Source organism: Pseudomonas sp. PSPC3-2, from assembly GCF_049897085.1.
Lineage (GTDB): Bacteria > Pseudomonadota > Gammaproteobacteria > Pseudomonadales > Pseudomonadaceae > Aquipseudomonas > Aquipseudomonas paraveronii.
Window position 1 is genome coordinate 608,539 of sequence record NZ_JAFCVO010000001.1, and the last position, 24,551, is coordinate 633,089.

The following is a 24,551-nucleotide window of genomic DNA, read 5'->3' on the forward strand; positions in this document are numbered from 1 at the left end:
ACGGGTGCAATGTTGAAGATTAAGGGTGAGCGTCTATGGGCCAGCCTGATGGCCATGGCCGAAGTCGGCGCGACCGCGCGCGGTGGTAGTTGCCGCCTGGCGTTGAGCGCCGAAGACCAAGCCGGTCGCGAGCTGTTCAGCCACTGGTGCAAGGCTGCCGGGCTGACCCTGAGCGTGGACGCCATCGGCAACCTGTTCGCCCGGCGCGCCGGTACGGATAAGGACGCCGCGCCGGTGATGATCGGCAGCCACCTCGACACCCAGCCCGAAGGCGGGCGCTTCGACGGCGTCTACGGTGTGTTGGCTGGCCTGGAGGTGATGCGCAGCCTCGACGACCACGGCATCCAGACCCGCAAGCCGCTGGAAATCGCGGTATGGACGAACGAGGAGGGCGCCCGTTTCACCCCCGCCATGCTCGGCTCCGCCGTGTTCACCGGTACGTTGGCGCTGGACCAAGCCCTGGCCACCACCGATGCCGACGGCGTCTGCGTGGCCGACGCCTTGCGCATGATCGGCTACCACGGCGAGCGTGTTTTGGGCGGGGCGGTGGATGCGTATTTCGAAGCCCATATCGAGCAAGGCCCGATCCTTGAGGACAACGCCAAGAGCATCGGCGTGGTCAGCGGCGGCCAGGCGATTCGCTGGCTCGACGTGCGGGTCGAAGGGCTGGCCGCGCATGCAGGCACCACACCGATGCCGCTGCGCAAGGACGCACTGTATGGCGCCGCAAAAATGATCCAGGCCCTGGAATGCCTCGCCACGGATTTCGCTCCCCAGGGCCTCACCACTGTCGGCGAGTTGAGCATTGCCAAGTCTTCGCGCAACACCATTCCCGGTTTGCTGACCTTCACCGTCGACCTGCGCCATCACCGCGACGCCGACATTGAGGCGATGGAGCAGCAGGTCAGGGCGCGCTTGCAGGCCATCGCGCGCAAGCGCGGCCTGAGCGTCACCATCAGCCCTCATTGGATCAGCCCGGCCACGCCATTCGATGCCGAATGCGTGGCCTGCGTGCAAGCGGCGGTGGACGCCTTGGGTTACAGCCAGCAGCCCATTGTCAGTGGCGCGGGCCATGATGCCATCCACCTTGCACGCTATTGCCCGACGGCAATGATCTTCATTCCCTGCGTCGGCGGCCTCAGCCACAACGAAGCCGAAGACGTACTGCCCGAGGACGTGCGCCAGGGCGCCGATGTCTTACTCAACGCCGTGTTGAAACGTGCCGGCCACGCCAACTGACCACCTCATTCTGGAAGACTGAAGACGATCCGCTATGGGTGCAGGCAAGTCAGCACCCACAGGCCACCGTGCTCACTCAGGAGATGCCCATGCAAACGTTTTTCCACCCCGAACAACTCCTGCATCATCCGCGCAGCTACTACTCCCGTGGTCAGATGCGCACGCCGCAGGAAGTCCCCGAGCGCGCCCGCAACCTGCTGCAGGCCGCGCAAACGCTGGGCTTTGAGATCGTGTCACCCGAGGACCAAGGTCTTGAGCCACTGCTGGCCGTACACGGCGCGTCCTACCTGGCCTTCCTACAGGAGGCTCACCTGCGCTGGAAGGAAATCCCTGAAGACTGGGGCGACGAAGTCATGTCCAACATCTTCGTGCGTGAGCCCAACGCCCTGCGCGGCATCCTCGCTCAAGCCGCGCGCTACCTGGCAGATGGCAGTTGCCCGGTCGGCGAACTGACCTGGCGCTCGGCCTATTGGTCGGCCCAAAGCGCCGTCGCCGCCGCCAAGGCCGTCCTCGATGGCGCGCCCGCCGCCTACGCGCTGTGCCGCCCGCCCGGTCATCACGCGCGCTTCGATGCGGCGGGTGGCTTCTGCTACATCAACAACGCGGCAGTGGCGGCGCAGGCGTTGCGCAAGGGCTTCCAGCGCGTCGCGGTCCTGGATACCGACATGCACCACGGCCAGGGCATTCAGGAGATTTTCTATGATCGCGACGACGTGCTCTACGTGTCGATCCACGGCGACCCCACCAACTTCTATCCCGCTGTCGCCGGTTTCGCCGACGAGCGCGGCAACGCGACGGGCGAGGGCTTCAACCTGAACCTGCCGATGCCCCACGGCGCCAGCGAGGCGGTGTTCTTTGAACAACTCGAACGTGCCCTCAAAGCGCTGAAGGACTTTTCTGCAGATGTGCTGGTGCTCTCCCTGGGCTTCGACATCTACGAACTGGACCCGCAAAGCAAAGTCGCGGTGACGCGGGACGGGTTTGCGCGGTTGGGTGAGTGCATTCGTGGGCTGGGGCTGCCCTGTGTGATCGTGCAGGAGGGCGGGTATCACCTGCAGACGTTGGACAGCAATGCGCAGGCTTTCTTCGGCGGCCCGCAGGTTTGGGCGAAGTAACCGGGTATCAGTCTTGCGGAGGTGTGATATCTTTGTGCCATCATATGTCGTGACGATCACGGAGGATGGTATGAAGAAGCTGTTATTGGTGGGGGTATTGGTGGTGTTGGCGTTTAGCCCGTTTATTGCGGCGGCGTGCCCGAAGGGGACGCATCCGGTTGGGGGCACGGGGTCGCATCACAAAGGTGGGACTTGTCAGTAGTCGATTGATCGACGATGCGTGTGAAATCACGGTTCGAGCGTCAACCCTTGCGAGTGCGCTTGAGGGCGGTTAACCGATGACCGCACCGAAAGGCCTGCTGAACTGAATGTTCTGCAGGCTTTTTCGTTTCGGATGGAGAGATCATGGTCTTTCCCGTGGACGGATTTTTCCGTATACGCAATTCCCCCTGTAACCCTGCATGACTGATCCCCGGCGCATGAGGGCGAAATGAATGACGTCTCTAAAGTCTTGTTCCTTGCGGCCGAAATATCCTTGTATGACATCTGATCACTAATAAGAGCCTCGAAAAATGTCCTTACGTAGCCTGTCCATCGCCCGCCGCGCGGGCCTGGGTTTTGCTCTGATTGCTTTGCTTGTGGCCATACTCGGGTTTTTTGCGCTCTCGAACATGGCCAGCATTCGTGAAAGTGCGGTCCAGGTTGAGCGCGGGCTGGTGCCTAAAATGCGTCTGGTCTCGGATATCCGCGAGATCATGTTGCGCATTCGCACGATCTCTTTGCGTATGGCGCTGGACCCGAACCCGGCAAGCATCCCGCAATACCGCAGCCAGATGGACACGCGCAGCCAGGACCTGAGCAAAAGGCTGGCCGACCTCGATGCTGTGATCGACAGCCCCGAAGTCCGCGCGTTGTATGAGCAGTTCCAGGTCTCGCTACGCCAATACCAGCAGGGCCTGGCCCGGTCGTTTGCGCTGGCCGACCAGCAGCAGGGCGCTGAACTCAACAAGTTGTTGCTGGTGGACATGAAAACCGTGGTCGACGGCTCCGGCGCCCAGCTCAATGCGTTGGCCGACTACTACAACGCGCAGATCAGCCAACAGGGGCAGGCGGCCGAGGCGCAGTATGGCCGTTCGCGCACGATGGTCTTCGGCTTTGTACTCCTGGCCGCCTTGAGTACCGTGGCGCTGGCGTGGCTGCTGACGCGCAGCATCGTCGGCCCGCTGAGTCATGCGGTGCGGGCGGCGGAAAACGTCGCCCGTGGCGATCTGACCGAAACGGTGGCGGTGACCGGCGACGACGAAGTGACCCGCCTACTCGTGGCTCTCCAAAGTATGCAAGCCAGCCTGCGCGGCACCTTGCAGCTGATTCGCCAGTCGGCCGGGCAGTTGGCGTCGTCCGCTACCGACCTGAACGGCATCACCGACCAAAGCAGTCGCAGCCTGCAAAAGCAGACTGCGGAAATCGAGCAGGCCGCCACCGCCGTCAACGAGATGACCTCGGCGGCTGACGAGGTGGCGCGCAACGCGGTGTCCACCTCCGAGTCCACACGCATGTCCAACGAAACGGCGCGCGAAGGCCAACATCGCGTGGGCGAAACGGTCAGCGCTATTCAAGCCCTGAGCACCAACATCGGCGAAACCTCGACCCTGGTGCAGCACCTCGCCGAGCAATCGCGGGATATCGGCAAGGTACTCGACGTGATTCGCTCCATCGCCGAGCAGACCAACCTGCTGGCGCTCAACGCCGCCATCGAAGCGGCACGCGCCGGGGAGTCCGGACGTGGTTTTGCGGTCGTGGCCGACGAAGTGCGCGCCCTGGCGCACCGCACCCAGCAATCGACCCTGGAAATCGACCAGATGGTCAGCGCCATGCGCGCGGGTTCCGACCACGCACTGACTTCGATGCAGTCGAGCACCGCACGCGCCACCGACACCTTGGCGTTGGCGGAAGGGGCCGGCGGTGCCTTGAGCCAGATCACCGATTCCATCGATCAGATTCACCAGCGCAACCTGGTCATCGCCAGTGCCGCCGAGGAGCAGGCTCAGGTCGCCAAGGAAGTTGATCGCAACATCGTCAACATTCGCGACTTGTCGGCGCAATCGTCTTCCGGTGCCGGGCAGATCAATGGCGCGAGCCGGGAACTGGCGCAACTGGCGGTCGCGCTGAACGAGGCGGTGGCACGCTTTCAACTGTAGTGAAGTGCGTCGCGAGTGGCGGCGCGCAGGATGGCGCTAATTCAGCGTCGGTTCTTCCACGATCTCAATATTGACCGCTTGCCACTCGCCCCCCGGCCCCCGTTCCACTTCGTAAGTGACGGTTTGCCCTTCGCGCAGCACCTGACCGCCCTGGGCGGTGCTGCTGCGAAAGAACACGTCTTGCGTATCGTGGACGGCAGTTTCGCTGCTGATGAATATTGCAGTCTGTGGAGTTTTACTGGGCATAGCCGTTCTCCTTTTCCAGTGCAATGCATGGCCCGTGGTGGGCGGGGTGAAGCGGTCATTCGAGGGCTTGTCAGTTGACCACTTGGACTTTTTCCGCCTGCATGCCTTTAGGCCCTTGAATCGCTTCGAAGCTGACTTTCTGCCCCTCTTTCAGTGATCTGAATCCATCGCCTTCAATCGCCTTGAAGTGTACGAACAGGTCGGGTCCGCTCTCCGGAGTGATGAACCCAAAGCCTTTTTCGTCGTTGAACCACTTCACTGTGCCGTTCTGTCTATCGCTCATTGTTCGTCTCCTCTAAACCCTTGTGTCCTGCTATGCACCGACGCGTTGTCGAGTGCGGCATGCATAATCAAAGACCCGCGCGAGCCAATCGTCAACACAGCGCGAGACCAGCGGTACTGTCATTTCTGACAGGTTCGCAGGCTATGAAAACGCGCCATACTGCGCAGTTTCATGCTGAAAATCTGGCGTATTCGAGCGGCAGTCCCCGCGCACATGGCGCCTCGTTACCGCCCATACGATAATCCCCCCATCCCGATCCCCATTGGCCGCCCTCCGTGATCATCAACTTCGACCTCAACGACCTCCAAGCCTTCCGCGCCGTAGTAGACAAGGGTAGTTTTCGCGCTGCCGCCGATGCCATCCGGATCTCGCAGCCGGCGCTCAGCCGTCGCATCGAAAAGCTCGAAACTGCCCTCGGTGTGAAGTTGTTCGAGCGCACCACGCGCCGAGTCAGCCTGACCATGGTCGGGCGCGCCTTCCTGCCGCAGGTCGAGCGCATCCTCGATGACCTCGACATCGCCCTGATGGGCATCAGCAACGTTGCCTCCACGCGTATGGGCGACGTGACCATCGCGTGTGTGCCGTCCACCGCGTATTACTTCATGCCTCATGTGATCTCTGCATTCCACAAGCTGTACCCCAAGATTCGCCTGCGGGTGCTGGATGCCAGTGCCGGCGAGGTGTGCAACGCGGTGGAAAGCGGCGAGGCGGATTTCGGCGTGAGTTTCAGCGGCAGCCTGGCCGATGAGGTGGAGTTCGAGTTGCTGTTTCAGGAACGTTATGTGCTGGCCTGCCGCCGCGATCACCCGCTTGCCGAGCGCGCCAGCGTAAGCTGGGCCGAGGCCTACGAGCATGACTACATCACGGTGGACAAAACCTCGGGCAACCGTTTCCTGCTGGACCAGGCCTTGCGCGGGGTGCGGGTGAAAAAGCCGAGCATCTGCGAGACGCACCACGTGACCACGATGCTCGGTTTGGTGGAGGCGGGGCTGGGCGTGGCGATGGTGCCGTCGATTGCCATGCCGGGCTCTGAACACTCGACTTTGCTGAGTGTGCCGCTGGAGGAGCCGCAGGTGATGCGCAATGTGGGTTTGATCAAGCGCCGCGGGCGGACGTTGCCGCCGGCGGCGCTGGAGTTGGAGCGGTTGGTGCGGGAGCTGCCGTATCGCTCAGCGTGATACCGAGTCCAGGCCGGTGGATTGCACCACCGGTTGCGCCTCGGGCGAGGCGAGGTACTGCAGCAGCGCCTTGGCCTGCGCCGGGTGTTCGGCGTTGACCGGAATGCCCGCCGCAAAGCGCGTCACCGATTGCACGTCTTCGGGGATCTTGCCGACGTAAGTCACCCCCGGCACCGGCAACAGTTCCGCCACCTGTTGCAAGCCCACCTCGTAGTCACCCTTGGCGACCTGTTCGGCCACGGGGATGCGTTCGATCATGGTGCCCTTGGCCGGCATGCCGAGTTTCTTGAACAGTTGCTTCTCGACATACACGCCGCTGGCGCTGTCCGAATACGCCACGGACTTGGCCTTGAGCAACACCGCTTTGAGTTCGGCATCGGTGCCGATGGCCGGTTTGGCCGCGCCTGCTTTCACCACCAGGCCGATCCGCGAATCCGCCAGTTCCACGCGGGACGCTTTGTCGACCTTGCCTTGTTTGATCAAGTCATCCAGGGCGTAGCCGACCATGATCACCACATCGGCGTGTTCGCCACGGGCCAGGCGGTTGGGAATCGCTTCCGGCGCCTTGCCCATCGACGGGCCGAGGACGGTGTCGAGGGTGTCGCCGCTGCGCTGGGCGTATTGCGGGCCCAGCAGCGTGTAGGCAGCGGTGAAGCCACCGGAGGTCATCACCGTGAGTTGTTCGGCCTGGGCCGTCAGCGCCAGGGCGCTGAGGGCGAGGACCGTCAGGGTGTTCAACAGCGCTTTCATTGCGCCGCTTCCGGCATCACCTGCCCACGGGTGTTGGCCCGGTAATACAACGCGAGGGTCGAGCACAGGGCGCACAGGGCGGCGAACATCAACCAGTAGGCCGGCGAAGCCTTGTCGTCGGTGATGTGAATGAACCAAGTGGAGATCGCCGGGGTGAAACCGCCAAAGACTGCGGTCGCCAGGCTATAGGCGAGGGAGAAGCCCGCCACGCGCACTTCCACCGGCATGATTTCGGTCAGCGCCGGGATCATCGCGCCGTTGTACATGCCATACAGGAAGGAGAACCACAGCAGGGTTTCGAGCATATGCGCAAAGCTCGGCGCGTTTACCACGTAGGACAGCGCCGGATAAGCCGTGAGCACCGTCAGCGCGGTCATGGCGACCAGCACCGGTTTGCGCCCGAAGCGGTCACTCAGGGTGCCGCCGATGGGCAGCCAGACAAAGTTCGATACGGCCACCAGCAAGGTCACCAGCAACGCATCCGACGTGCTCAGTTGCAGCACGGTTTTGCCGAAGGTCGGCGCGTACACGGTGATCAGGTAGAACGCAGTGGTGGTCATTGCCACCATCAACATGCCGCCGATGACCACGGACCAGTTTTTCGCCAGGGTCGCCAGCACTTCGCGCATGCTCGGGCGATGCTTGCGGTTGGCGAACTCTTCGGTCTCTTCAAGGTTGCGCCGCAGCACAAAGATGAACGGAATGATCACACAACCGACGGCGAACGGAATACGCCAGCCCCAGTCGGCCACAATCGCCGGTTCCATCCACACGTTCAGGCCATAACCCAGCGCGGCGGCGACCACGATGGAGATCTGTTGGCTGCCCGATTGCCAACTGGTATAGAAGCCTTTGCGGCCGGGGGTGGCCATTTCTGCGAGGTATACCGACACCCCGCCCAGCTCCGCACCGGCCGAGAAGCCTTGCAGCAGACGGCCGAGCAACACCAGCGCCGGTGCCCACAGGCCAATGGTGTGATAACCCGGCACCAGCACGATCAGCAGCGTGCCGCTGGCCATGATCGACAGGGTCACGATCAGCCCTTTGCGACGACCGACATCGTCAATGTAGGCGCCCAGGATTACCGCGCCCAACGGACGCATCAGGAAGCCCGCGCCGAATACGGCGAAGGTCATCATTAATGACGCAAACTCATTAGCGGCGGGGAAGAACGCGGCAGCGATGTAGGTGGCATAGAAGCCGAACAGGAAGAAGTCGAACTGTTCGAGGAAGTTGCCCGAAGTAACGCGGAATACCGCACCCACTTTTGAACGGGCAGAGTCGGGTCGGGTAGGGCTTGTCATGGTTTTGTGTCTCCAGCGTTCTTTTTAAAGTGCTTGTTTCGCTTAGGACTGAGGATAGTGGCTGACACATTTGGAAATGATAAGTGAGTAATTTGGATTGATTGATGCGTTTTGATTATCAATTGTCAGCGCAGACCCATTGTGCAGTCCTTGTTCTATGCTTGCAGGCGTAACCAACTCTTACGGCCGGGGGTGCCTATGACTGACGAACAGAAACAGCGGGACGAGCGGGAGCGGGAGCAACGTCGGCGGCGCTTGGAGGAAGAAAAGCCGCAGACCTGGAAGCATCCCGAGGACGGTACGGAGCTTTCGGAGCAGGATCAGGAAATTCCGCTGAAACCCTGATGCCCCAAGTGTGGGAGCGGGCTTGCTCGCGTTTGCGCTATATCCGTCAGCCAATCGAGCACCCTGTGTGTGGGGTTGCTGACCCTGGCGCTGCGTTTGCGCCCGGAACAGCCAACGGCCCCTCGGGTGGTTATGAGACCAGCAACGAAATAGGATAACCCGACGCCAGCACCAGATACGCCACCACCGCCGCCAGGCACAAACCGACGAATACCCGCAACAAAGTGCGGGCGGTGGGGTGCGCGATAAACTGGATGATCCAGATACAGAACCCGGCCAAGAGGGTGGCCGCGGCGAGAGTGACCAGCACGAGAGTGTTCCTGCGAGCTTGAAGAGCTGATTTATAGTCGCAAAGCTGTCTATTGAACAGAGTGCGCATAGACGCAGCCCCTTCGGGCTTTCTAAACTGCGGCTTGTCGTGGGGAAAGAGCAGGCGCTGATGAATCGCAATGAATTACGTAAGGCCGACATCAACTTGATGGTGGTCTTCGAAGCACTGATGCTCGAGCGCAATGTGACGCGGGTGGCGGAGAAGCTGTTTCTCGGCCAACCGACCATCAGTTCGGCGCTCAACCGGCTACGCACCTTGTTCAACGATCCGCTGTTTATTCGCGTCGGCCACCGCATGGAACCTACCGCGCGGGCCGAGGAAATCATCCTGCATTTGTCGCCAGCCCTGGACTCGCTGTCATCGGCCCTGAGCCTGACCCACGATTTCGACCCGTCCGTCAGCACCATGACCTTCCGTATCGGCCTGTCCGATGATGTCGAGTTCGGCCTGTTGCCGCCGTTGCTGCGCGCCTTGCGCCAGGAAGCGCCGATGGTGGTGTTCGTGGTGCAGCACGTCGACTACTGGCGGATTCCCGATCTGCTGGGGTCCGGTGATATCACCGTCGGCATCACCCAGACCCGTGGCCTGCCGGCGAATGCCAAGCGCAAGTTGCTGCGCCATATCCGCCCGCGCCTGTTGCGCGCCGACGCGTCCGACCGGCCGCTGACCCTCGATGAATATTGCGCGCGGCCCCATGTGCTGGTGTCCCACACCGCCAACGTGTCCGGGTTTGCCGATGAGTGGCTGGCGGAAATCGGGCGCAAGCGTCATGTGGTGTTGTCGGTGCCGCAATACAGCGCGCTGCCGGCACTGCTGGCCGGCACCGACCTGATCGCCAGCCTGCCGGACTACACCGCCGAAGCCATGTCGCTGTCGGGCAACCTGTTTTGTGAGCCATACCCGTTCGAGACACCCACCCTGGATTTGTCCATGGTCTGGCTCAGCCATGTGGACACCGACCCTGCCGAGCGCTGGATGCGTTCGCGGCTGGAGGCGTTTATGAGCGACCGCGATCTGGTGAAAAAGGCCTGACGCTTTTATCCGTGGTATATCTAGGAATCTTCCTACGGTTACTTCGGAGACTCCCATGCCACACCTGCACCTGGAATACACCGCCAACCTGACGCAACTGGACACCGATAAGGCTCTATTGCGTCTGAACCACGCGTTGGTGGCCTCCGGTCAGTTTGGCGCCGAGTTCGATATCAAGAGTCGTTCGATCAAGGTCGAGAGCTTTCGCGTGGGCACCGGCATGAACGTGCGGGGGTTTGTCGCCGTGCGCCTGGCGTTGCTCAGTGGGCGCTCGGCGCAGGTCAAGAAGCAGTTATCGGAAAGCCTGTTGGCCGTGGTGCAGGAGCTTGGGCCATGGCCGGAGGGGGTGCAGGTGCAACTGAGTGTCGAGTTGCTGGATATCGATCGCGATGCCTACAGTAAAGTTGCGATCGGCTGAGTGCTTCCGTCCTCCACAACCCTGCCGCTCTGCGTCGGTGCGTGAGCTTAGAGTAATCCCTGCTCAGCGCAGACTTTCACGACTTGTTCCCTGAACCAGGTATTGGCGCTGTCCTGTTCACTGGTTTCGTTCCACTGCATGTCCAGGGTGAACCCCGGCAACCCGTTGGGCGCCTCGCAATGGCCGAACACTGCGGCGGGTGCCAGCAGTCTTTGCACACGGCGGGGCAGGGTAACGATGAAGTCGGTGCCGGCGATCATCTTCAACGCGGCGCTGTAGCTGTTGGCCCGGGCGACCACTTGGCGCTTGTGAGCCTGGCGCGCCAGCCAGCCGTCGATCATGTTGGTGTCGGAGGTCCACGGCGTGGGGAATACGTGGCGTCGCTCGACGAAAGACTGCAGGCTGAACGCCGCCTCACGGGGCGCTGCACGTTTGTCGAAGACACACACCAGGTCGTCTTCGAGCAGCATCTGGGTCTTGAAGTCTTTATGGGCGCGGTGAAAGTGCGGGCCAAAACACATCACCAGGTCAAGGCGGCCTTCGCGCAGGTCGTCGGCGGGGATCTCGGTTTCCAGCTTGCGCACATTGACGATCACCGGCAGGTCGGCGCGGTCGAAGTTCTTCAACAGGCGCGGCAGGATCAACTGCTCGAAATACTCCGGGGCGCACACGTTGAAGGTCACGGCTTTCTGGGTGGGATCAAAGGCCTGGCCACCGGCGTGGCACAGGTTGATGCTTTCGAGGATTTTCTGCACATGGCCGTACATGGTGCTGGCCTTGTACGTCGGACGCATACCCGCCCGCGTGTTGATAAACAGCTCATCCTCGAAGCTGGTGCGCAGCTTCTTCAAGCTGTAGCTCACGGTTGACTGGCTGACGAACAGCGTTTCTGACACCTCGGTAACGCTGCTCTGGTCGTAGACGGCGATAAACACCATCAAATCCTGCATATCGAGCTTTCTGAGCAAGTTACTGTTTAGCATCCATTCCATCCGGTAAGCCTTGGCACTGTGGCAGCGCGCGACAAGGGTAGAAGGTTAACGGAACGGGCGTGCCAATAGAAAGCTCTGTAGGGTGTTTCTATGTTTTGTGTGGGACAAAAAGTGTTTGCAATACGACGTCAGCGAATGTGGTCCGCGTAATGCTTCGGATCGAAGCGCGTGACGATCAGCAGCATCACCCCGATCACCGCCGTCAGCGACCACCATGCCCATTCGAAACTGCCCAATTGATCGCGGATCATCCCGGCGATCAACGGCGACAGGCCGGCAATCAGGTAGCCGATGCCTTGCACAAACGCCGTCAGGCCACCGGCGCGGCGCGGGTGGTCGAGGTGGTCGAGGGACAGGATCAAACTCATCGGGAACAGCCCGCCGATGCCCAGGCCGAGTAGGCAGGGCCACAGCAAACTCAGGTATTGGGGCGCCAGGATCAGCCCGCAGAAACCGAGGATGATCAGCACCAGCAATACCGCCACCACTGCGCGTTTATCCTGGCGACGGTTAGCGATGGCCGGGGTCACGAGGCCCGAGATGACTTCCATCGCGGTGAGGAAACCCAGGAGCAAACCGGCATGCTGTTCGCTCCAGCCTTGTTCAACGTAGTACGGCGCCAGCCACGCCAGGACGCAGGTGTAGGAGGCTGTACCGAGGCCAAAAAAGATCGCCAGCAACCAGGCGCGACCATTGCCGAAAAATCCTTCCTGCTTGTCAGAACCGGCCTGGGGCAGGGCGGGCAGCGCCGCACGCTGGGCGGACCAGAAAACCAGGGCGAGCAAGGCCAGCCCTGCCCAGATCGCCAGGCCGATGCGCCAACTGCCGGTCTGCACCTGCACGAACGGCGAGAACGACGCCGCCAGCGCCGCACCGCCCATGATCGCCGTGACGTACAAGCCCATGAACAATGAAACGTTAGCGCTGAAACGCGACTTGATCAGCGCCGGCATCACCGCCTGGATCATCGCGATGCCAACCCCCGCAGCGATCGCGCTGACGATCAATTCCAGCGCCGAATCGAGGAACAACCGCGACAGCGTCGCCGCGCCGATCACCAGCAGCGACACCGCGATGCTGCGATGTTCGCCGAAGCGCTTGGCCAGGCCCATGCCGAAAAACATCGCCAGGCCCATGGCCATGACCGGCAACATGGTCAGCAACGCCGCGCTGCTGAAACTCAACGGCACCTCGCCGCGAATCGACGCTAACAACGGCCCTACGGCCGCCATCGACGGGCGCAGGTTAAGCGCGACCAGCACGACGCTGATCATCAGCCAGACGGCGGTGGTGGATTTTACGTGAACGTTTGCCATGAGCCTGCCTTGAGTGAACAAGGGCGAATCAGGCCACGCACGGGGAGCGGGGGCAAATGAGAAAGTCGCAGGGGCTATCTAAAAAACGTAGTTAACTGAAATACCGCACATCAAAATGTGGGAGGGGGCAAGCCCCTTCCACATTGGGCCACATTCCATAGGGAGGCAGCGTCGTCAGTTAGACCGGATCACGTGCTTGATCTCCTGAAACGCCGCCAACCCCCACGGGCCCAGCTCGCGGCCGATGCTGCTCTGCTTGTAACCGCCCCACGCCGTTTGCGCGAAGATCAGCTGCGGCGCGTTGATCCACACCATGCCGGCCTGCAAGGCATTGGCCACGCGTTCGGCGGCTTCGCCGTTGCGGCTGACCACGCTGGCGACCAGGCCGAAATCGCTGTCGTTGGCCAGGGCGATGGCCTCGTCTTCCGTGGTAAAGCGTCGTACACACAGCACCGGGCCGAAGATTTCTTGCTGCCACAACGCGCTGTCCAGCGGCACGTCGGTGAACAGCGTGGGACGAATGAAATAGCCCTTCGCCAAGTGTGCCGGGCGCTCACCGCCGCACAGCAAGCGGGCGCCGTCCTGCACGCCGCGCTGGATATGCGCCAACACCCGTTGGTACTGCGCGTGGTTGATCAGCGCGCCCATTTCCACGTCTTCGGCAAACGGGTCAGCGACGCGAATCCCTTCAACCCTCGCGGTCAAACGCTGCAGGAATTCATCCGCGAGACTGTCCGCCACCAGCACGCGGCTGGTCGCCGAACACATCTGCCCAGCGTTGAAAAAGCCGCCACCACAGGCCAGCTCAAGCGCCAGGTCGAGGTCGGCATCTTCCAGCACCAGCAGCGAGGATTTGCCCCCCAGCTCCAGGCTCACGCCCTTGACGGTTTCGGCGGCGCGTTGCATCACCTGCACGCCCACCGCATTGCTGCCGGTGAAGGAAATCTTCGCCACGCGAGGCGCCGCTGCCAGTGGGGAGCCCACGGCCAGGCCGGTGCCGCAGACGAGGTTGAACACCCCCGCCGGGAAGCCGGCGCCGGCGATGATCCGCGCCAGTTGCAATTCCGCCAACGGTGTCACTTCCGACGGTTTGAGCACCACGCAACAGCCGGCGGCGAGGGCCGGGGCGAGTTTCCAGGCGGTGGTGACCATGGGGAAATTCCATGGCACGATCAGGCCCACCACGCCGCAGGGTTCGCGGCGCAGGCGGGCGCTGAAGGCGTCACTGGGCAGCGCCACCGCACGGTCTTGCTCGGCGTCCAGCGCCTCGGCGAGACCGGCGTAGTACTCGAAGGTGGCGATCACGTCGTCCACATCGATACCCGCTTCGAACAACGGTTTGCCGCTGTTGCGCGACTGCACGCGCATCAACGCCTCACGCTGTTCGCTCACACCCTGAGCCACTTTGCGCAGCAGGGCGCCGCGCTCACGCCCGGTGCTTTGCGACCAGCCGATAAACGCCGCGCTGGCCGCATCGACCGCCTCGGCCACGGCGCTCGCATCGCCGACGCTGACCTGGGCCAACGTCTCCTCGGTGGCCGGGTTGATCACCTCCAGCACGTCATGGCCCGCACGCCACGCACCATTGATATACACACCGTTCATGACTGCGCTCATACCGCCACCTCCTGCATCCAACGTTGCTGGTCGATTTCAATCAGCGTCGGCCCCTGGCGATCAGCGGCGGCCCGCAAGGCAACGCGCAGCGAGTCCACGCCCTGGATGCGCTCGGCGGCGCAACCGAGGGCCGTGGCCACGCCGATAAAGTCCGGCGTGTAGATGTCGACGCCGACCGGTTCGATGGCCCGGTTGAGCATGTACTTCTTGATCTCCTCGTAGCCCTGGTTATTCCACAGCAGCACGATGATCGGCGTGCGTGCTTCCACGGCGCTGGCCAGTTCCGGCAGAGTGAATTGCAGCCCGCCGTCACCGATCAGGCACACCACCGGCTGGCCATCACCACGCCCCAACCAGGCGCCGATGGCCGCAGGCAGCGCGTAGCCCAAGGTGCCGTAGCCGGTGGAGGCGTTGAACCAGCGGCGCGGGTGGTCGAGGTTCAGGGTCAGGTTGCCGCTGTACACCGGCTGCGTGGAGTCGCCCACCAGCACCGCATTGGGCAGTTCCTCCAGCACGGTGTGAAGGAAGCGGGTTTGCGCACGGGTGGCGGTGTCCCAGGCCGGCGTCAAATCGGCCCATAGGCGGGCGACGCGTTGAGCACCCCAGGCGCTGTGGCGAGGCGCCAGCGGCAGGCGCTGGAGTTCAGCGAGCAAGGCCTCGGCGGCGATCTGTGCGTCGGCCACCAACGCCTGTTCGGGCGGGTAATTGCGCACGGTTTGGTCCGGGTCGATATCGATGCGCAGCAGCGCGCCGGGAATCTCGAAACCGCCGGCGAAGGTCACGTCGTAGTCGGTCTCCGCCAGCTCCGTGCCGATCGCCAGCACCACATCGGCCTCGGCGACCAGGGCGCGGGTGGCGAGCAGGGTCTGGGTCGAGCCGATCAGCAGCGGGTGGGCCGCGGGCAGCATACCTTTGGCGTTGATGGTCAGCGCCACGGGGGCGCCGAGGGTTTCTGCCAGGCGGGTCAACGCCGCAGCCGCCGCGATGGCACCGCCGCCGGCCAGGATCAACGGGCGTTTGGCGGCGGCGAGCCGTTGGCTCATTTGCTTGACCGCCGACGGTGCCGCCCCGGCACGCGCCACGCTGACGGGTGAAGTGCCGAGCAACGCATCGGCGTTTTCCACCAGCACATCCAGCGGGATTTCGATGTGTACCGGGCGCGGCCGCCCCGCCTGGAACAGCGCAAACGCCCGCGCCAGTACGCCGGGTAATTGCGCTGCCGACATCAAGGTGTGGGAGAACGCCGCCACGCCGGCGACCAGCGCGCTCTGGTTCGGCAGCTCATGCAACGTGCCGCGCCCGCCGCCCAACTGGCTGCGCGACTGCACGCTGGAGATCACCAGCATCGGGATCGAGTCGGCATAGGCCTGGCCCATGGCCGTGGTGATGTTGGTCATGCCGGGGCCGGTGATGATGAAACACACGCCGGGCTTGCCGCTGGTGCGTGCATAGCCATCGGCCATAAAGCCCGCGCCCTGTTCGTGGCGCGGGGTGAGGTGGCGGATGTTTGAGCGCGCCAGGCCGCGATACAACTCCACGGTGTGGACCCCAGGGATACCAAACACCTGGTCCACGCCGTAGCGTTCCAGAAGGTTGACCAGTACTTCGCCGCAGGTCGCCATACATGTCGCTCTTATTGTTGAGGTTGGGCGGTATTGGACCGGCTGGCCGTAGCGGCAACAATCGATAAAAAGTCATACTTGCCATGTCCTCACGTCATGGCTGCTTGCCCCTATGAAACGCCTTCCGCCGCTGCCCGCGCTGCACACCTTCTGGGTCACCGCCCAGTGTTGTAACTTCACCCGCGCCGCCGAGCAGTTGCACATCACCCAGGGTGCGGTAAGCCGGCAGATCGCCGGGCTGGAAAGCTATTTGGGCTACGCGCTGTTCCTGCGTCAGGCGCGGGGCTTGAGCCTGACTGAAGAAGGCCGCGAGTGGTCGCTGCGGGTGCAGCAGGTGTTCGGCCTGCTCGGTGACGCGCTGGAGCAGATCGGCAGCCGCCGCGACACCCTGCAGCTCAAGGCCTCCACCTGCGTGATGCGTTGGCTGCTGCCGCGCTTGATGCAATGGCAACGCGAACGCCCGGATGTGCCGGTGGAGCTGACCACGACCGTGGCCTACAGCGTGGACTTTCGTCGCGAGCAGTTCGATGCGGCGGTGATCTATGCGCCCAGCGCGGAACAATCAGCCGAGGCTCGGCATCTGTTCGATGAACAACTCACACCGGTCTGCGCGCCGGCTTTACGCGACTGTCTGAGTACGCCTGCGGACCTGCAGCAACAGGTGCTGTTGCATCCCACGCGGGACGAGCGGGACTGGGCGTTATGGCTGGAGGCGGCGAAGACGCGCTTGAGCAATGTGAGCCAGGGCCACCATTTCGAGACGCTGGATCTGGCCATGACGGTGGCGTCCCAGGGCTCAGGCGTGGCGATTGGCGACAGTGCGTTGATTGGCGACGACGTGAAGGCGGGGCGGTTGGTGATACCGTTTGAATTGCGGGTGCCGACGGGGATGGGCTATTACCTGGTGTATCCGCCGGGGACAACCCCTTCGGCCGGGCTTGAAGCGCTGATGGATTGGTTGGTCAACCAGGCGCAACAGACGTAGCGCTGAAGATCCACATGGGGGCGCCGGCAACGCAGCGCCCCCATGTTTTGATCGCGTTGGCTCAGTAACCGACGGTGAAACGCAGGCGCGAGTGCTTGGGTGTTTCCACTTCATCGAGCATCGCGATGGCGAAGTCGGCGAAGCTGATCCAGCTGCGGCCTTCGCTGCTCACCAGCAAATCATCCTGGCCCAGGCGGAACGTGCCGGTGCGCTCGGTTTCAACGAATTCGGCCGACGGCGACAGGAAGGTCCAATCCAGTTCCTGCTCCTGACGCAACGCATCGAGGAACGTCGCGCCGGCACTGGCTTCTGCCTTGTACGCTTGCGGGAAACCCTCGCTGTCGATCACCCGAGTGCCATCCGGCAGCAGCAGCGAGCCCGCGCCGCCTACCACCAGCAGGCGTTTCACCGCAGCTTTTTTCACCGGGCCGATCACCGCGCTGGCGGGCAGGGTGGCGAAGTGCGCCGCGCTGATCACCACATCGCTGCCGCTGATGGCCTGTTGCAAGGCCTCGGCATCCAGTGCATCGACCTGTTTGACGCTGACGCCGGGGCGCACGGCCAGTTTGTCGGTGTTACGCGCGATGGCGGTGACGCTATGCCCACGCCGCAGCGCCTCTTCCAGCAGTTGACTGCCCGCACGGCCAGTGGCCCCAATGATTGCGATCTTGCTCATGACGTTCTCCAGTACGGTTAAGGTGTGAAACGCTTCACCACTTCATTTCGCCCTTGGCGACTTTGGCGCTCAGTTCCAGCGAGCTTTCGTCGGCGAGGGTCGGGTAACGCTTTTGCATTGCCGCGATCAGGGCGGCGGAATCCTTGGCCTTGGCGGTTTCTTCGTCAAAGGCCTTGATGTAGCCGGCGGTAAAGGCCACGGATTGCAGCGCCGGGCTGCCGAGGAAATGCCCCGGAACCACCGTGCGCGGCTTCAGCTCGGCGATGCGTTGCAGGGTGGCCAGCCAGTCTTTATGGGACTGCGCGCTCTGAGTATCGGCCATCCACAGGTGGATGTTGTCGGCGACCACCACGCCGCCGATGACGGCCTTGATCGATGGAATCCACACAAAGCTGCGATCCGGCTGCGGGCCGTCCAGGCCGATCACTTCCAGGCCCTGCCCTTCAAGCGTCAGGCGGTGGCCGGCGAGCACCTGCGGCACGATGGTTTTGCCCGGCTTGTCGGCGCCCATTTTCGGGCCCCAGAACGCCAGTTTGCCGGCGACGGTAGCGTTGATGTGGTCGACCACCGCTTGCGGGGCCAGCACCTTGGCGTCGGGGAATGCGGCGGTCAGGGTGTCGAGGCCGAAGTAATAGTCTGGGTCGCCGTGGCTGATGTAGATGATGGTCAGGTGTTTGCCGCTGGCGCGGATCTTCTGCACCAGTTGTTCGGCCTGGCCTTTGCCGAACTGCGCGTCGACCAGGATCGCGTCTTTCGCGCCGCTGACCAGCACCGAACTGACCGGGAAGATCGCGGCTTCGCCGGGGTTGTACACGTCGAGGGTCAGCTCGGTGGCGGCCGCCTGGGCGGCGAAAGCCAGGGCGGCGGTCGCCAGGGTCAGGCGCTTGAGGGTGGAAAACATCGGGCAACTCCGGCAATCGGTAAGGGATGCACAGAGCTTAGTTGCACCAAACACAACAAAAAATGCGATGCTGGGACATAGTTTGTTTCTAAAATCGGGCAGATCATGGATCGTCTTCAAGCAATGCGCGTGTTTGTGACGGTGGTGGATTTGGGCAGCCAGTCCGCCGCCGCCGACCATCTGGACCTGTCGCGCCCGGTGGTCTCGCGCTACCTGGCCGAGCTGGAAGACTGGGTCGGCGCGCGCTTGCTGCATCGCACCACGCGCAAGCTGAGCCTCACGGCCGCCGGCGGGGAAACCCTGCCACGTTGCCGGCAATTGCTGGAATTGTGCGGTGACATGCAGGCCGCCGTTCGCGAGCCGGATGACGCGCCCCGTGGCCTGTTGCGCCTGAGTGTCAGCACCTCGTTCGGCCTGGCGCAGCTGGCCGAGGCCATCGCTGAGTACGTCAAGCGCTACCCCTTGGTGACGGTCGACCTGCAGATGCTCGATCGCACGGTCAACCTGGTGGATGAGCGCATCGATCTGGCGATCCGCACCAGCAATGACCTGGACCCCAACCTGATCGCACGGCGCCTGACCGTCTGTCGCTCGGTGGTGTGCGCGACCCCGGCCTACCTGCTTGAGCATCCGACGCCGCAAAAGGTCGAAGACCTGGCGCTGCACAACTGCCTGACCCACTCGTACTTCGGCAAAAGCCTGTGGCATTTCGAGGAAGGCGGCGAGCACGTTTCGGTGCCGGTCCACGGCAATATCACCGCCAACGAAGCCAGCACGCTGTTACGCCTGACGCTGGCCGGTGCCGGGGTGGCGATGTTGCCCAGTTATCAGGCCGGGGAGCACATCCGTCGTGGCGAACTGGTGCGCCTGCTGCCCGCAGCCGAGCCGCGGCAGATGAACATCTACGCGGTGTACGCGTCGCGCAAACACATGCCGTCGGCGCTGCGCAGCTTGCTGGATTTCCTGGTGCAGAGGTTTCCGGAAACGCCGGCGTGGGATAGGGGCCTCTGACCCGACATACAGATGTTGAATGTCGTCCAATAATGGCAACTCGCCCTGACTGACCTATGCTTTAAACAGCGTCAAATAGATCCTTCAGAGGTCTGTGCCATGACCGTCAAAACCAGAAAGTACCTGATGATCTTCATCCTCTGCGCCTTAGCCAGCGCGCTGTACGGCACTGCCGCCTATCGCGTGGAGCAGACCCGGATGCAGCCGAGCTTTGCGATCAGTTGCAATCAGGACCAATGCATTCCGCACACCGGCAGTTTCAGCGCGTTGCGCTAATGGCCTACAGAGGACGATCCCACCTTTAACCCTGGGGTGTGTCGGCCTTGAGTTGCTCGCGAAACGCCTTGGGCGAAAACCCGACCCGTCGGCGGAACAGCCGCGAGAAATTGGTCGGGTCGGAAAAGCCCAGTACCTCGGACATTTCATTGATGGTCATGCTGGTGTAGGTCAGCAGGCGCTTGGCTTCGAGCAATTGGCGGTCATGCATGATCTGTAGCGCAGGTTGCCCGCCCAATTCCCGGCACGTGCCGTTCAGGTGTGAGACCGAGATGCCCAGCTTGTGGGCTAGGTCTTCAATCTTCGGGTGTTCGCGATAATGCTGCTCGACCAATTGGGTAAAGCGCCGGAAATATTCTTGCCCGCGCGGTGCCCGTGGGTGACGGCGCTGGATCGCCTGGCGGCTGATCCACACCAGCAGTACGCTGACCAGAGCGTGCATCATCATGTCCCGGGCCGGCTGTTCATCGGCGTATTCGTCCTGCAGGCGGGAGAACAGGCTGTGGAGGTAGTCACGGTCCTTGCCTGCCGGGTAAGTGCCGAGCGCCTGCAGGCCGTCCACCGTCGCGCCCAGTTGCGCTTGCAGATGGCTGACCAGCGGGGCCGCCAGGGTCAGCACGTAGCCTTCGACCTCTTCAGCAAACCGAAACCCATGCACGCACAGCGGCGGCAGCACCTGCAAGGTCGCTTCGTTGAGGGTGGTGCGCTGGCCTTCGATTTCCAGTTGCGCCTGGCCTTTGTGGACGTACAGCAGCTGGCACAGATCCGCGTGCCGGTGGGGCTGGATTTCCCACTGATAGTCCCGGCTGCGTCGGGAAATCGTTTCGCAGTGCAACAAATCCGGCGTCGGCCATTGCTGGTTTTCCCCATACAACTTGAACACCGGAATCGCGGAACTGGCAGTTTTAGTCATAGTTTCAATCCGATACTCAGGCAAGTGGTTCGGTAATCGCCCCGATTGGCAAAAAGCGCAGGCTTTGGCGCAGTTTTCACCTTCTTATAGCGGCCACTCAAGTGAAAAATGTCAGCAACACGACCAATGACAACTCTTTCACCTGATCCGTTCGGGTGAAACTTGCGGACCACAAAAATAATGAAAACACTGAAAACTCAAGTCGCCATTATCGGCGCCGGTCCCGCGGGACTTCTGCTCGGCCAACTGCTGCATCAGGCCGGTATCCAGACCCTGATTCTAGAGCGCCAAAGCGCCGATTACGTGCTGGGTCGCATCCGTGCCGGCGTGTTGGAGCAAGGCATGGTCGACCTGCTGCGCGAGGCCGGCGTCAGCCAGCGCATGGACGCGGAGGGCCTGGTCCACGATGGCTTCGAACTGGCGCTCAATGGCCAATTGACCCACATCGACCTCAAGGCGCTCACCGGCGGTCAATCGGTGATGGTCTACGGCCAGACCGAAGTGACCCGCGACCTGATGGACGCGCGCGCCGCCGCAGGTGCCATCACCTTGTATAACGCCCGTGAGGTGCAACCCCACGGGCTCAAAACTGATCAGCCCTGGTTGACGTTCGAACATGAAGGCGAAACCTTTCGCCTGGAGTGTGACTACGTGGCCGGTAGCGACGGTTTTCACGGTGTCGCCCGTCAAGCGATCCCGGCAGAATCGCTGAAGGTCTTCGAACGGGTGTACCCCTTCGGCTGGCTGGGTATCCTGGCCGACACGCCGCCGGTCCATGAAGAACTGGTGTACGCCAAGCATGCGCGTGGGTTTGCCTTGTGCAGCATGCGTTCGCCGACACGCAGCCGTTACTACCTGCAAGTACCCGTTGAGGAGTCGGTCGACGCGTGGTCGGACCAGCGTTTCTGGGATGAACTGAAAGTGCGCCTGCCGAGCCACCTGGCCGAACAGTTGGTGACCGGGCCGTCGATCGAAAAAAGCATCGCGCCGCTGCGCAGCTTCGTGGTCGAGCCGATGCAGTACGGGCGTTTGTTCCTGCTGGGGGATGCGGCGCACATCGTGCCACCCACCGGGGCCAAGGGCTTGAACCTGGCGGCGAGTGACGTGAGCACGCTGTTTCGGATCTTGCTCAAGGTCTACCGCGAGGGGCGTGTGGAGTTGCTGGAGAAATACTCGGAGATCTGCCTGCGGCGGGTGTGGAAGGCCGAACGGTTTTCCTGGTGGATGACGTCGATGCTGCATCAATTTCCCGAGGCGGACGGGTTCAGCCAGCGCATTGCCGAGAGCGAACTGGCGTACTTCATCCACTCCCACGCCGGTCGCACGACCATCGCCGAAAATTACGTCGGGCTTCCTTACGAAGCTATCGAATAGCCTGCTATCGTATCGAGCATCCCCGCAGGTCGCCTTTTCCTGCGGGCCTTGCTCGAAGGTTTACCGTGACTCAACTCAATCAACCCACCCCAGCCGTGCCCGCCGTGCGCAGCATCCTCGTCTCGTTGATGATGGCGATCTTCCTCGGTGCCTTGGACCAGACCATTGTCGCGGTGTCCATGCCGGCCATTTCCGCGCAGTTCCACGACGTCAACCTACTGGCATGGGTGATCTCCGGCTACATGGTGGCGATGACAGTGGCGGTGCCGATCTACGGCAAACTCGGCGACCTGTACGGGCGGCGGCCGATGATGCTGATCGGCATGGGCCTGTTCACCCTGGCGTCGCTGTTCTGTGGCATGGCACAGAGCATGGAGCAACTGGTGCTGGCGCGGGTGCTCCAGGGCATCGGCGCCGGCGGGATGATTTCGGTGAGCCAGGCGATCATCGGCGACATCATCCCGCCCCGCGAGCGCGGCCGTTACCAGGGCTATTTCAGCAGCATGTACGCAGTGGCCAGCGTGGCCGGGCCGGTGCTGGGCGGTTATATGACCGAGTACCTGTCCTGGCGCTGGGTGTTTTTGATCAACCTGCCCTTGGGCGCCGGTGCTTGGTACGTGGCCCATCGCTCCCTCGTCGGGCTGCCGTTACCGCAACGCAAGCCGATCATCGATTACCTCGGTACTGTGCTGATGATCATCGGCTTGAGCGCCTTGTTGCTGGGCATCACCGAGATCGGCCAGGGCCATTCTTGGCGCGATGACTCGGTGCTAGCGTTGCTGGCCTGCGCGCTGGTGGCGCTGAGCATATTTGTCTGGCATGAGCGGCGTGCGCGGGAACCGTTGCTGCCGATGCACCTGTTCGCCAACCGCAGCGCGGTGTTGTGCTGGTGTACGATGTTTTTCACCAGTTTTCAGGCGATTTCCCTGACGGTGCTGATGCCCCTGCGCTTTCAGACGGTAACCGGTTCCGGTGCCGACAGCGCCGCGCTGCACCTGCTGCCGCTGGCGATGGGCTTGCCGATGGGCGCCTACTTTGCCGGGCGCATGACCTCGGTGACCGGGCGCTATAAACCGCTGATCCTCAGCGGCGCCGTGTTGAGCCCCTTGGCGATTCTCGGCATGGCCTACAGTGCGCCGCAGGCGTTGGGGCTGACGGCAATGTTCATGTTGCTGTGCGGCATCGCTGCCGGCATGCAGTTCCCGACCTCGCTGGTGGGCACACAGAATTCGGTGGGCCAGCACGATATCGGCGTCGCCACCAGCACCACCAACCTGTTCCGCTCCCTGGGCGGGGCAGTCGGGGTGGCGTGCATGTCGGCGTTGTTGCTGGCGCTGTTGCAGGACTCCAGCTTTGCCCACCTGGCCAGCGGTGCGCTGGTGGCCGAGGGCGGCTCCGGCAACGTCCTGCTCGACGGCCTGAACGCCGCCCCGGGCCCGGCGCAGGACGCCCTGCGCGGGGAACTGGCGGTGACGTTCCGGCATTTGCTGATGGTGAGTGCGGCGGTGTCGTTGCTGGGGTTGGCGGCGGCGATTGCGATGCCTAATCGCGTGCTGCGCGGTCGGGAAGACAGCGCCGAGTAGCTGGCCTGATCAAGCGCCCATGCTTGATCGCCTGCCACTTTGGATCAGGGGCTGTAGTACCCGACCGCCACCATGAAATGCCCGGCTTTGCGCAAATACGCATGCTTGTGCTCGACCTTGCCGGTCACCGGGTTTTTCCAGCGGTACTTGTACTCACCCTGGTCTTGCTCCGTCATCAGCTTGAGAATCGGTTCGCCCACCGGCTTGCCGTCCGGGTCCTTGATCGTGCTGAAGTCGGTGTTGACCAGTCGCAGGTTGGTGCCATGGGCGACATAGCGCTGGGTATCGAGGTTCACCACAAACACGTAGAGATCATCCTGCAGGAAACCGCCCTGCAATGAGTTGATCGCCTTCAGCGTGCCCGCTTGATCCTTGAGCAGCGCCTTGACAGCCTGGTCGCGCAGTGCCCGCGCCTGTTCCGGCGTGGCCCGTGGCAGGTAATAGCCCACCGCCAGGATGCGCTCGCCCACGCGCTGATAAAACACATGCTTGTGCTCGGTCTTGCCGTCGTTCCAGTTCTGCCAGCGGTAGTCGGCCTGCTGGATGCCCTGGCCTTCCGGCACCTTAAGCGCGTCCTTGAACGACTGGCGCAAATCCGGCCCCAGCACTTCGGAAATATCGCGGCCGATCAACGCGGAGGAGGGCCCGCCGCTGGCCAGCAACACGCCCTGGGTGTCGACCACGAACACATAGCGGTCATGGTCGATAAACTCGCCCTGGCGGCTGAAGGCGGCGAAGGCCTTGTCGCCATTGCTCTGGTAGTAGGCCAAGGCTTTCCCCAGCAGGGCCTTGGCCGCCTGGGCGTCCTCCTCCGGCAAGGTAGCGGCGTGGACCTGGCTGAAACCCAGCAGCAGCAGCCAGGTGAATCGGAGCAGTCCCTTCATTGTCCGTGCCTCGTTCTTATAG

At 62.6% G+C, this 24,551-nt stretch carries 25 protein-coding genes and 1 pseudogene; 13 read left to right on the forward strand and 13 right to left on the reverse strand.

All coding sequences use genetic code 11. The annotated features are described in order from the left end of the window. Positions 1 to 9 precede the first annotated feature (9 nt). The 4 genes and pseudogenes from ACP7CJ_RS02800 to ACP7CJ_RS02815 all read left to right on the forward strand — a co-directional run bounded on the left by ACP7CJ_RS02800 (position 10) and on the right by ACP7CJ_RS02815 (position 4,492). The gene (locus tag ACP7CJ_RS02800) at positions 10 to 1,239 is read left to right on the forward strand and encodes a Zn-dependent hydrolase (RefSeq protein ID WP_276196987.1); all 1,230 of its coding nucleotides are present in this window, start codon (positions 10 to 12) and stop codon (positions 1,237 to 1,239) included. 89 nt (positions 1,240 to 1,328) lie between these two features. Beyond that, positions 1,329 to 2,354 (forward strand): histone deacetylase family protein, encoded by a 1,026-nt coding sequence (locus tag ACP7CJ_RS02805; protein WP_426099514.1) that lies wholly within the window; start codon positions 1,329 to 1,331, stop codon positions 2,352 to 2,354. 512 nt (positions 2,355 to 2,866) lie between these two features. Next, a pseudogene (locus ACP7CJ_RS02810) lies at positions 2,867 to 3,634 on the forward strand (MCP four helix bundle domain-containing protein); the annotation flags it as partial. Continuing rightward, entirely contained in the window at positions 3,629 to 4,492 is an 864-nt protein-coding gene (locus ACP7CJ_RS02815; protein WP_426099730.1) for a methyl-accepting chemotaxis protein, read from the forward strand. The pseudogene ACP7CJ_RS02810 and the gene ACP7CJ_RS02815, both read left to right, overlap by 6 nt. Before the next feature lie 36 nt (positions 4,493 to 4,528). On the opposite strand, the gene ACP7CJ_RS02820 is transcribed toward ACP7CJ_RS02815, so the two are convergent. Together ACP7CJ_RS02820 and ACP7CJ_RS02825 are read right to left on the reverse strand one after the other, a co-directional pair. Further along, positions 4,529 to 4,738 carry a cold-shock protein gene (locus ACP7CJ_RS02820; RefSeq protein WP_276196990.1) on the reverse strand — a complete coding sequence of 70 codons (210 nt, stop codon included), beginning with the start codon at positions 4,736 to 4,738 and terminating at the stop codon, positions 4,529 to 4,531. A 70-nt stretch (positions 4,739 to 4,808) separates the two neighbouring features. Continuing rightward, entirely contained in the window at positions 4,809 to 5,021 is a 213-nt protein-coding gene (locus ACP7CJ_RS02825; RefSeq protein WP_276196991.1) for a cold-shock protein, read from the reverse strand. A gap of 275 nt (positions 5,022 to 5,296) precedes the next feature. Between ACP7CJ_RS02825 and ACP7CJ_RS02830 the strand changes: the two genes are divergently transcribed. Beyond that, a complete protein-coding gene (locus ACP7CJ_RS02830) occupies positions 5,297 to 6,199 on the forward strand; it encodes a LysR family transcriptional regulator (protein WP_426099513.1) in 903 nt (300 codons plus the stop codon). Here the strand turns inward: ACP7CJ_RS02830 and ACP7CJ_RS02835 are convergent. Both ACP7CJ_RS02835 and ACP7CJ_RS02840 read right to left on the reverse strand, forming a co-directional pair. Next, complete coding sequence (locus tag ACP7CJ_RS02835; RefSeq protein ID WP_426099512.1) at positions 6,191 to 6,949, reverse strand: substrate-binding domain-containing protein; 759 nt, start codon at positions 6,947 to 6,949, stop codon at positions 6,191 to 6,193. The genes ACP7CJ_RS02830 and ACP7CJ_RS02835 overlap by 9 nt on opposite strands. Further along, positions 6,946 to 8,253, reverse strand: coding sequence for an MFS transporter (locus tag ACP7CJ_RS02840; RefSeq protein WP_276196993.1), 1,308 nt, complete (start codon positions 8,251 to 8,253; stop codon positions 6,946 to 6,948). The genes ACP7CJ_RS02835 and ACP7CJ_RS02840 overlap by 4 nt, the downstream gene beginning before the upstream one ends. Before the next feature lie 198 nt (positions 8,254 to 8,451). On the opposite strand from ACP7CJ_RS02840, the gene ACP7CJ_RS02845 reads away from it, so the two are divergent. Next, positions 8,452 to 8,598, forward strand: coding sequence for a hypothetical protein (locus tag ACP7CJ_RS02845; RefSeq protein ID WP_247402874.1), 147 nt, complete (start codon positions 8,452 to 8,454; stop codon positions 8,596 to 8,598). A 130-nt stretch (positions 8,599 to 8,728) separates the two neighbouring features. Here the strand turns inward: ACP7CJ_RS02845 and ACP7CJ_RS02850 are convergent, their stop codons facing one another. Continuing rightward, the gene (locus tag ACP7CJ_RS02850; protein WP_276196994.1) at positions 8,729 to 8,908 is read right to left on the reverse strand and encodes a hypothetical protein; all 180 of its coding nucleotides are present in this window, start codon (positions 8,906 to 8,908) and stop codon (positions 8,729 to 8,731) included. 129 nt (positions 8,909 to 9,037) lie between these two features. Here ACP7CJ_RS02850 and ACP7CJ_RS02855 point away from each other — a divergent pair, with 129 nt between their 5' ends. Beyond that, a complete protein-coding gene (locus ACP7CJ_RS02855; protein WP_276196995.1) occupies positions 9,038 to 9,961 on the forward strand; it encodes a LysR substrate-binding domain-containing protein in 924 nt (307 codons plus the stop codon). 55 nt (positions 9,962 to 10,016) lie between these two features. Continuing rightward, the gene (locus ACP7CJ_RS02860) at positions 10,017 to 10,379 is read left to right on the forward strand and encodes a 5-carboxymethyl-2-hydroxymuconate Delta-isomerase (protein ID WP_276196996.1); all 363 of its coding nucleotides are present in this window, start codon (positions 10,017 to 10,019) and stop codon (positions 10,377 to 10,379) included. Between the two features lie 47 nt (positions 10,380 to 10,426). On the opposite strand, the gene ACP7CJ_RS02865 is transcribed toward ACP7CJ_RS02860, so the two are convergent. From ACP7CJ_RS02865 to ACP7CJ_RS02880, 4 genes are all read right to left on the reverse strand, one after another. Then, a complete protein-coding gene (locus ACP7CJ_RS02865; protein ID WP_276196997.1) occupies positions 10,427 to 11,362 on the reverse strand; it encodes a LysR family transcriptional regulator in 936 nt (311 codons plus the stop codon). 137 nt (positions 11,363 to 11,499) lie between these two features. Then, on the reverse strand, positions 11,500 to 12,687 hold the full coding sequence (locus ACP7CJ_RS02870; protein WP_276196998.1) for a cyanate transporter: 1,188 nt from the start codon (positions 12,685 to 12,687) through the stop codon (positions 11,500 to 11,502). A 174-nt stretch (positions 12,688 to 12,861) separates the two neighbouring features. Further along, a complete protein-coding gene (locus tag ACP7CJ_RS02875) occupies positions 12,862 to 14,304 on the reverse strand; it encodes an aldehyde dehydrogenase family protein (protein ID WP_426099511.1) in 1,443 nt (480 codons plus the stop codon). Next, the gene (locus ACP7CJ_RS02880) at positions 14,301 to 15,926 is read right to left on the reverse strand and encodes a 5-guanidino-2-oxopentanoate decarboxylase (protein WP_426099510.1); all 1,626 of its coding nucleotides are present in this window, start codon (positions 15,924 to 15,926) and stop codon (positions 14,301 to 14,303) included. Before ACP7CJ_RS02880 ends, ACP7CJ_RS02875 begins: the two co-directional genes overlap by 4 nt. Positions 15,927 to 16,038: 112 nt before the next feature. Here ACP7CJ_RS02880 and ACP7CJ_RS02885 point away from each other — a divergent pair, with 112 nt between their 5' ends. Then, on the forward strand, positions 16,039 to 16,911 hold the full coding sequence (locus ACP7CJ_RS02885) for a LysR substrate-binding domain-containing protein (protein ID WP_426099509.1): 873 nt from the start codon (positions 16,039 to 16,041) through the stop codon (positions 16,909 to 16,911). Positions 16,912 to 16,972: 61 nt separating this feature from the next. Here ACP7CJ_RS02885 and ACP7CJ_RS02890 read toward each other — a convergent pair whose 3' ends face one another. After that, positions 16,973 to 17,587: an NAD(P)-dependent oxidoreductase gene (locus ACP7CJ_RS02890; RefSeq protein ID WP_426099508.1), complete on the reverse strand. Its 615-nt coding sequence runs from the start codon at positions 17,585 to 17,587 to the stop codon at positions 16,973 to 16,975. A gap of 34 nt (positions 17,588 to 17,621) precedes the next feature. Next, positions 17,622 to 18,488 (reverse strand): MBL fold metallo-hydrolase, encoded by an 867-nt coding sequence (locus tag ACP7CJ_RS02895; RefSeq protein ID WP_426099507.1) that lies wholly within the window; start codon positions 18,486 to 18,488, stop codon positions 17,622 to 17,624. A gap of 105 nt (positions 18,489 to 18,593) precedes the next feature. Here ACP7CJ_RS02895 and ACP7CJ_RS02900 point away from each other — a divergent pair, with 105 nt between their 5' ends. Continuing rightward, complete coding sequence (locus tag ACP7CJ_RS02900; protein ID WP_276197004.1) at positions 18,594 to 19,499, forward strand: LysR family transcriptional regulator; 906 nt, start codon at positions 18,594 to 18,596, stop codon at positions 19,497 to 19,499. Between the two features lie 99 nt (positions 19,500 to 19,598). Next, positions 19,599 to 19,775 (forward strand): hypothetical protein, encoded by a 177-nt coding sequence (locus ACP7CJ_RS02905; protein ID WP_276197005.1) that lies wholly within the window; start codon positions 19,599 to 19,601, stop codon positions 19,773 to 19,775. A 25-nt stretch (positions 19,776 to 19,800) separates the two neighbouring features. On the opposite strand, the gene ACP7CJ_RS02910 is transcribed toward ACP7CJ_RS02905, so the two are convergent. Beyond that, positions 19,801 to 20,688 carry a helix-turn-helix domain-containing protein gene (locus tag ACP7CJ_RS02910; protein WP_426099506.1) on the reverse strand — a complete coding sequence of 296 codons (888 nt, stop codon included), beginning with the start codon at positions 20,686 to 20,688 and terminating at the stop codon, positions 19,801 to 19,803. A gap of 189 nt (positions 20,689 to 20,877) precedes the next feature. Between ACP7CJ_RS02910 and pobA the strand changes: the two genes are divergently transcribed. Together pobA and ACP7CJ_RS02920 are read left to right on the forward strand one after the other, a co-directional pair. Next, positions 20,878 to 22,062, forward strand: coding sequence for a 4-hydroxybenzoate 3-monooxygenase (gene pobA, locus ACP7CJ_RS02915; RefSeq protein ID WP_426099729.1), 1,185 nt, complete (start codon positions 20,878 to 20,880; stop codon positions 22,060 to 22,062). Positions 22,063 to 22,127: 65 nt separating this feature from the next. Further along, on the forward strand, positions 22,128 to 23,645 hold the full coding sequence (locus ACP7CJ_RS02920; RefSeq protein WP_276197007.1) for an MDR family MFS transporter: 1,518 nt from the start codon (positions 22,128 to 22,130) through the stop codon (positions 23,643 to 23,645). A gap of 44 nt (positions 23,646 to 23,689) precedes the next feature. On the opposite strand, the gene ACP7CJ_RS02925 is transcribed toward ACP7CJ_RS02920, so the two are convergent. Beyond that, complete coding sequence (locus tag ACP7CJ_RS02925) at positions 23,690 to 24,529, reverse strand: cache domain-containing protein (RefSeq protein ID WP_426099505.1); 840 nt, start codon at positions 24,527 to 24,529, stop codon at positions 23,690 to 23,692. Between the last annotated feature and the right edge of the window lie 22 nt (positions 24,530 to 24,551).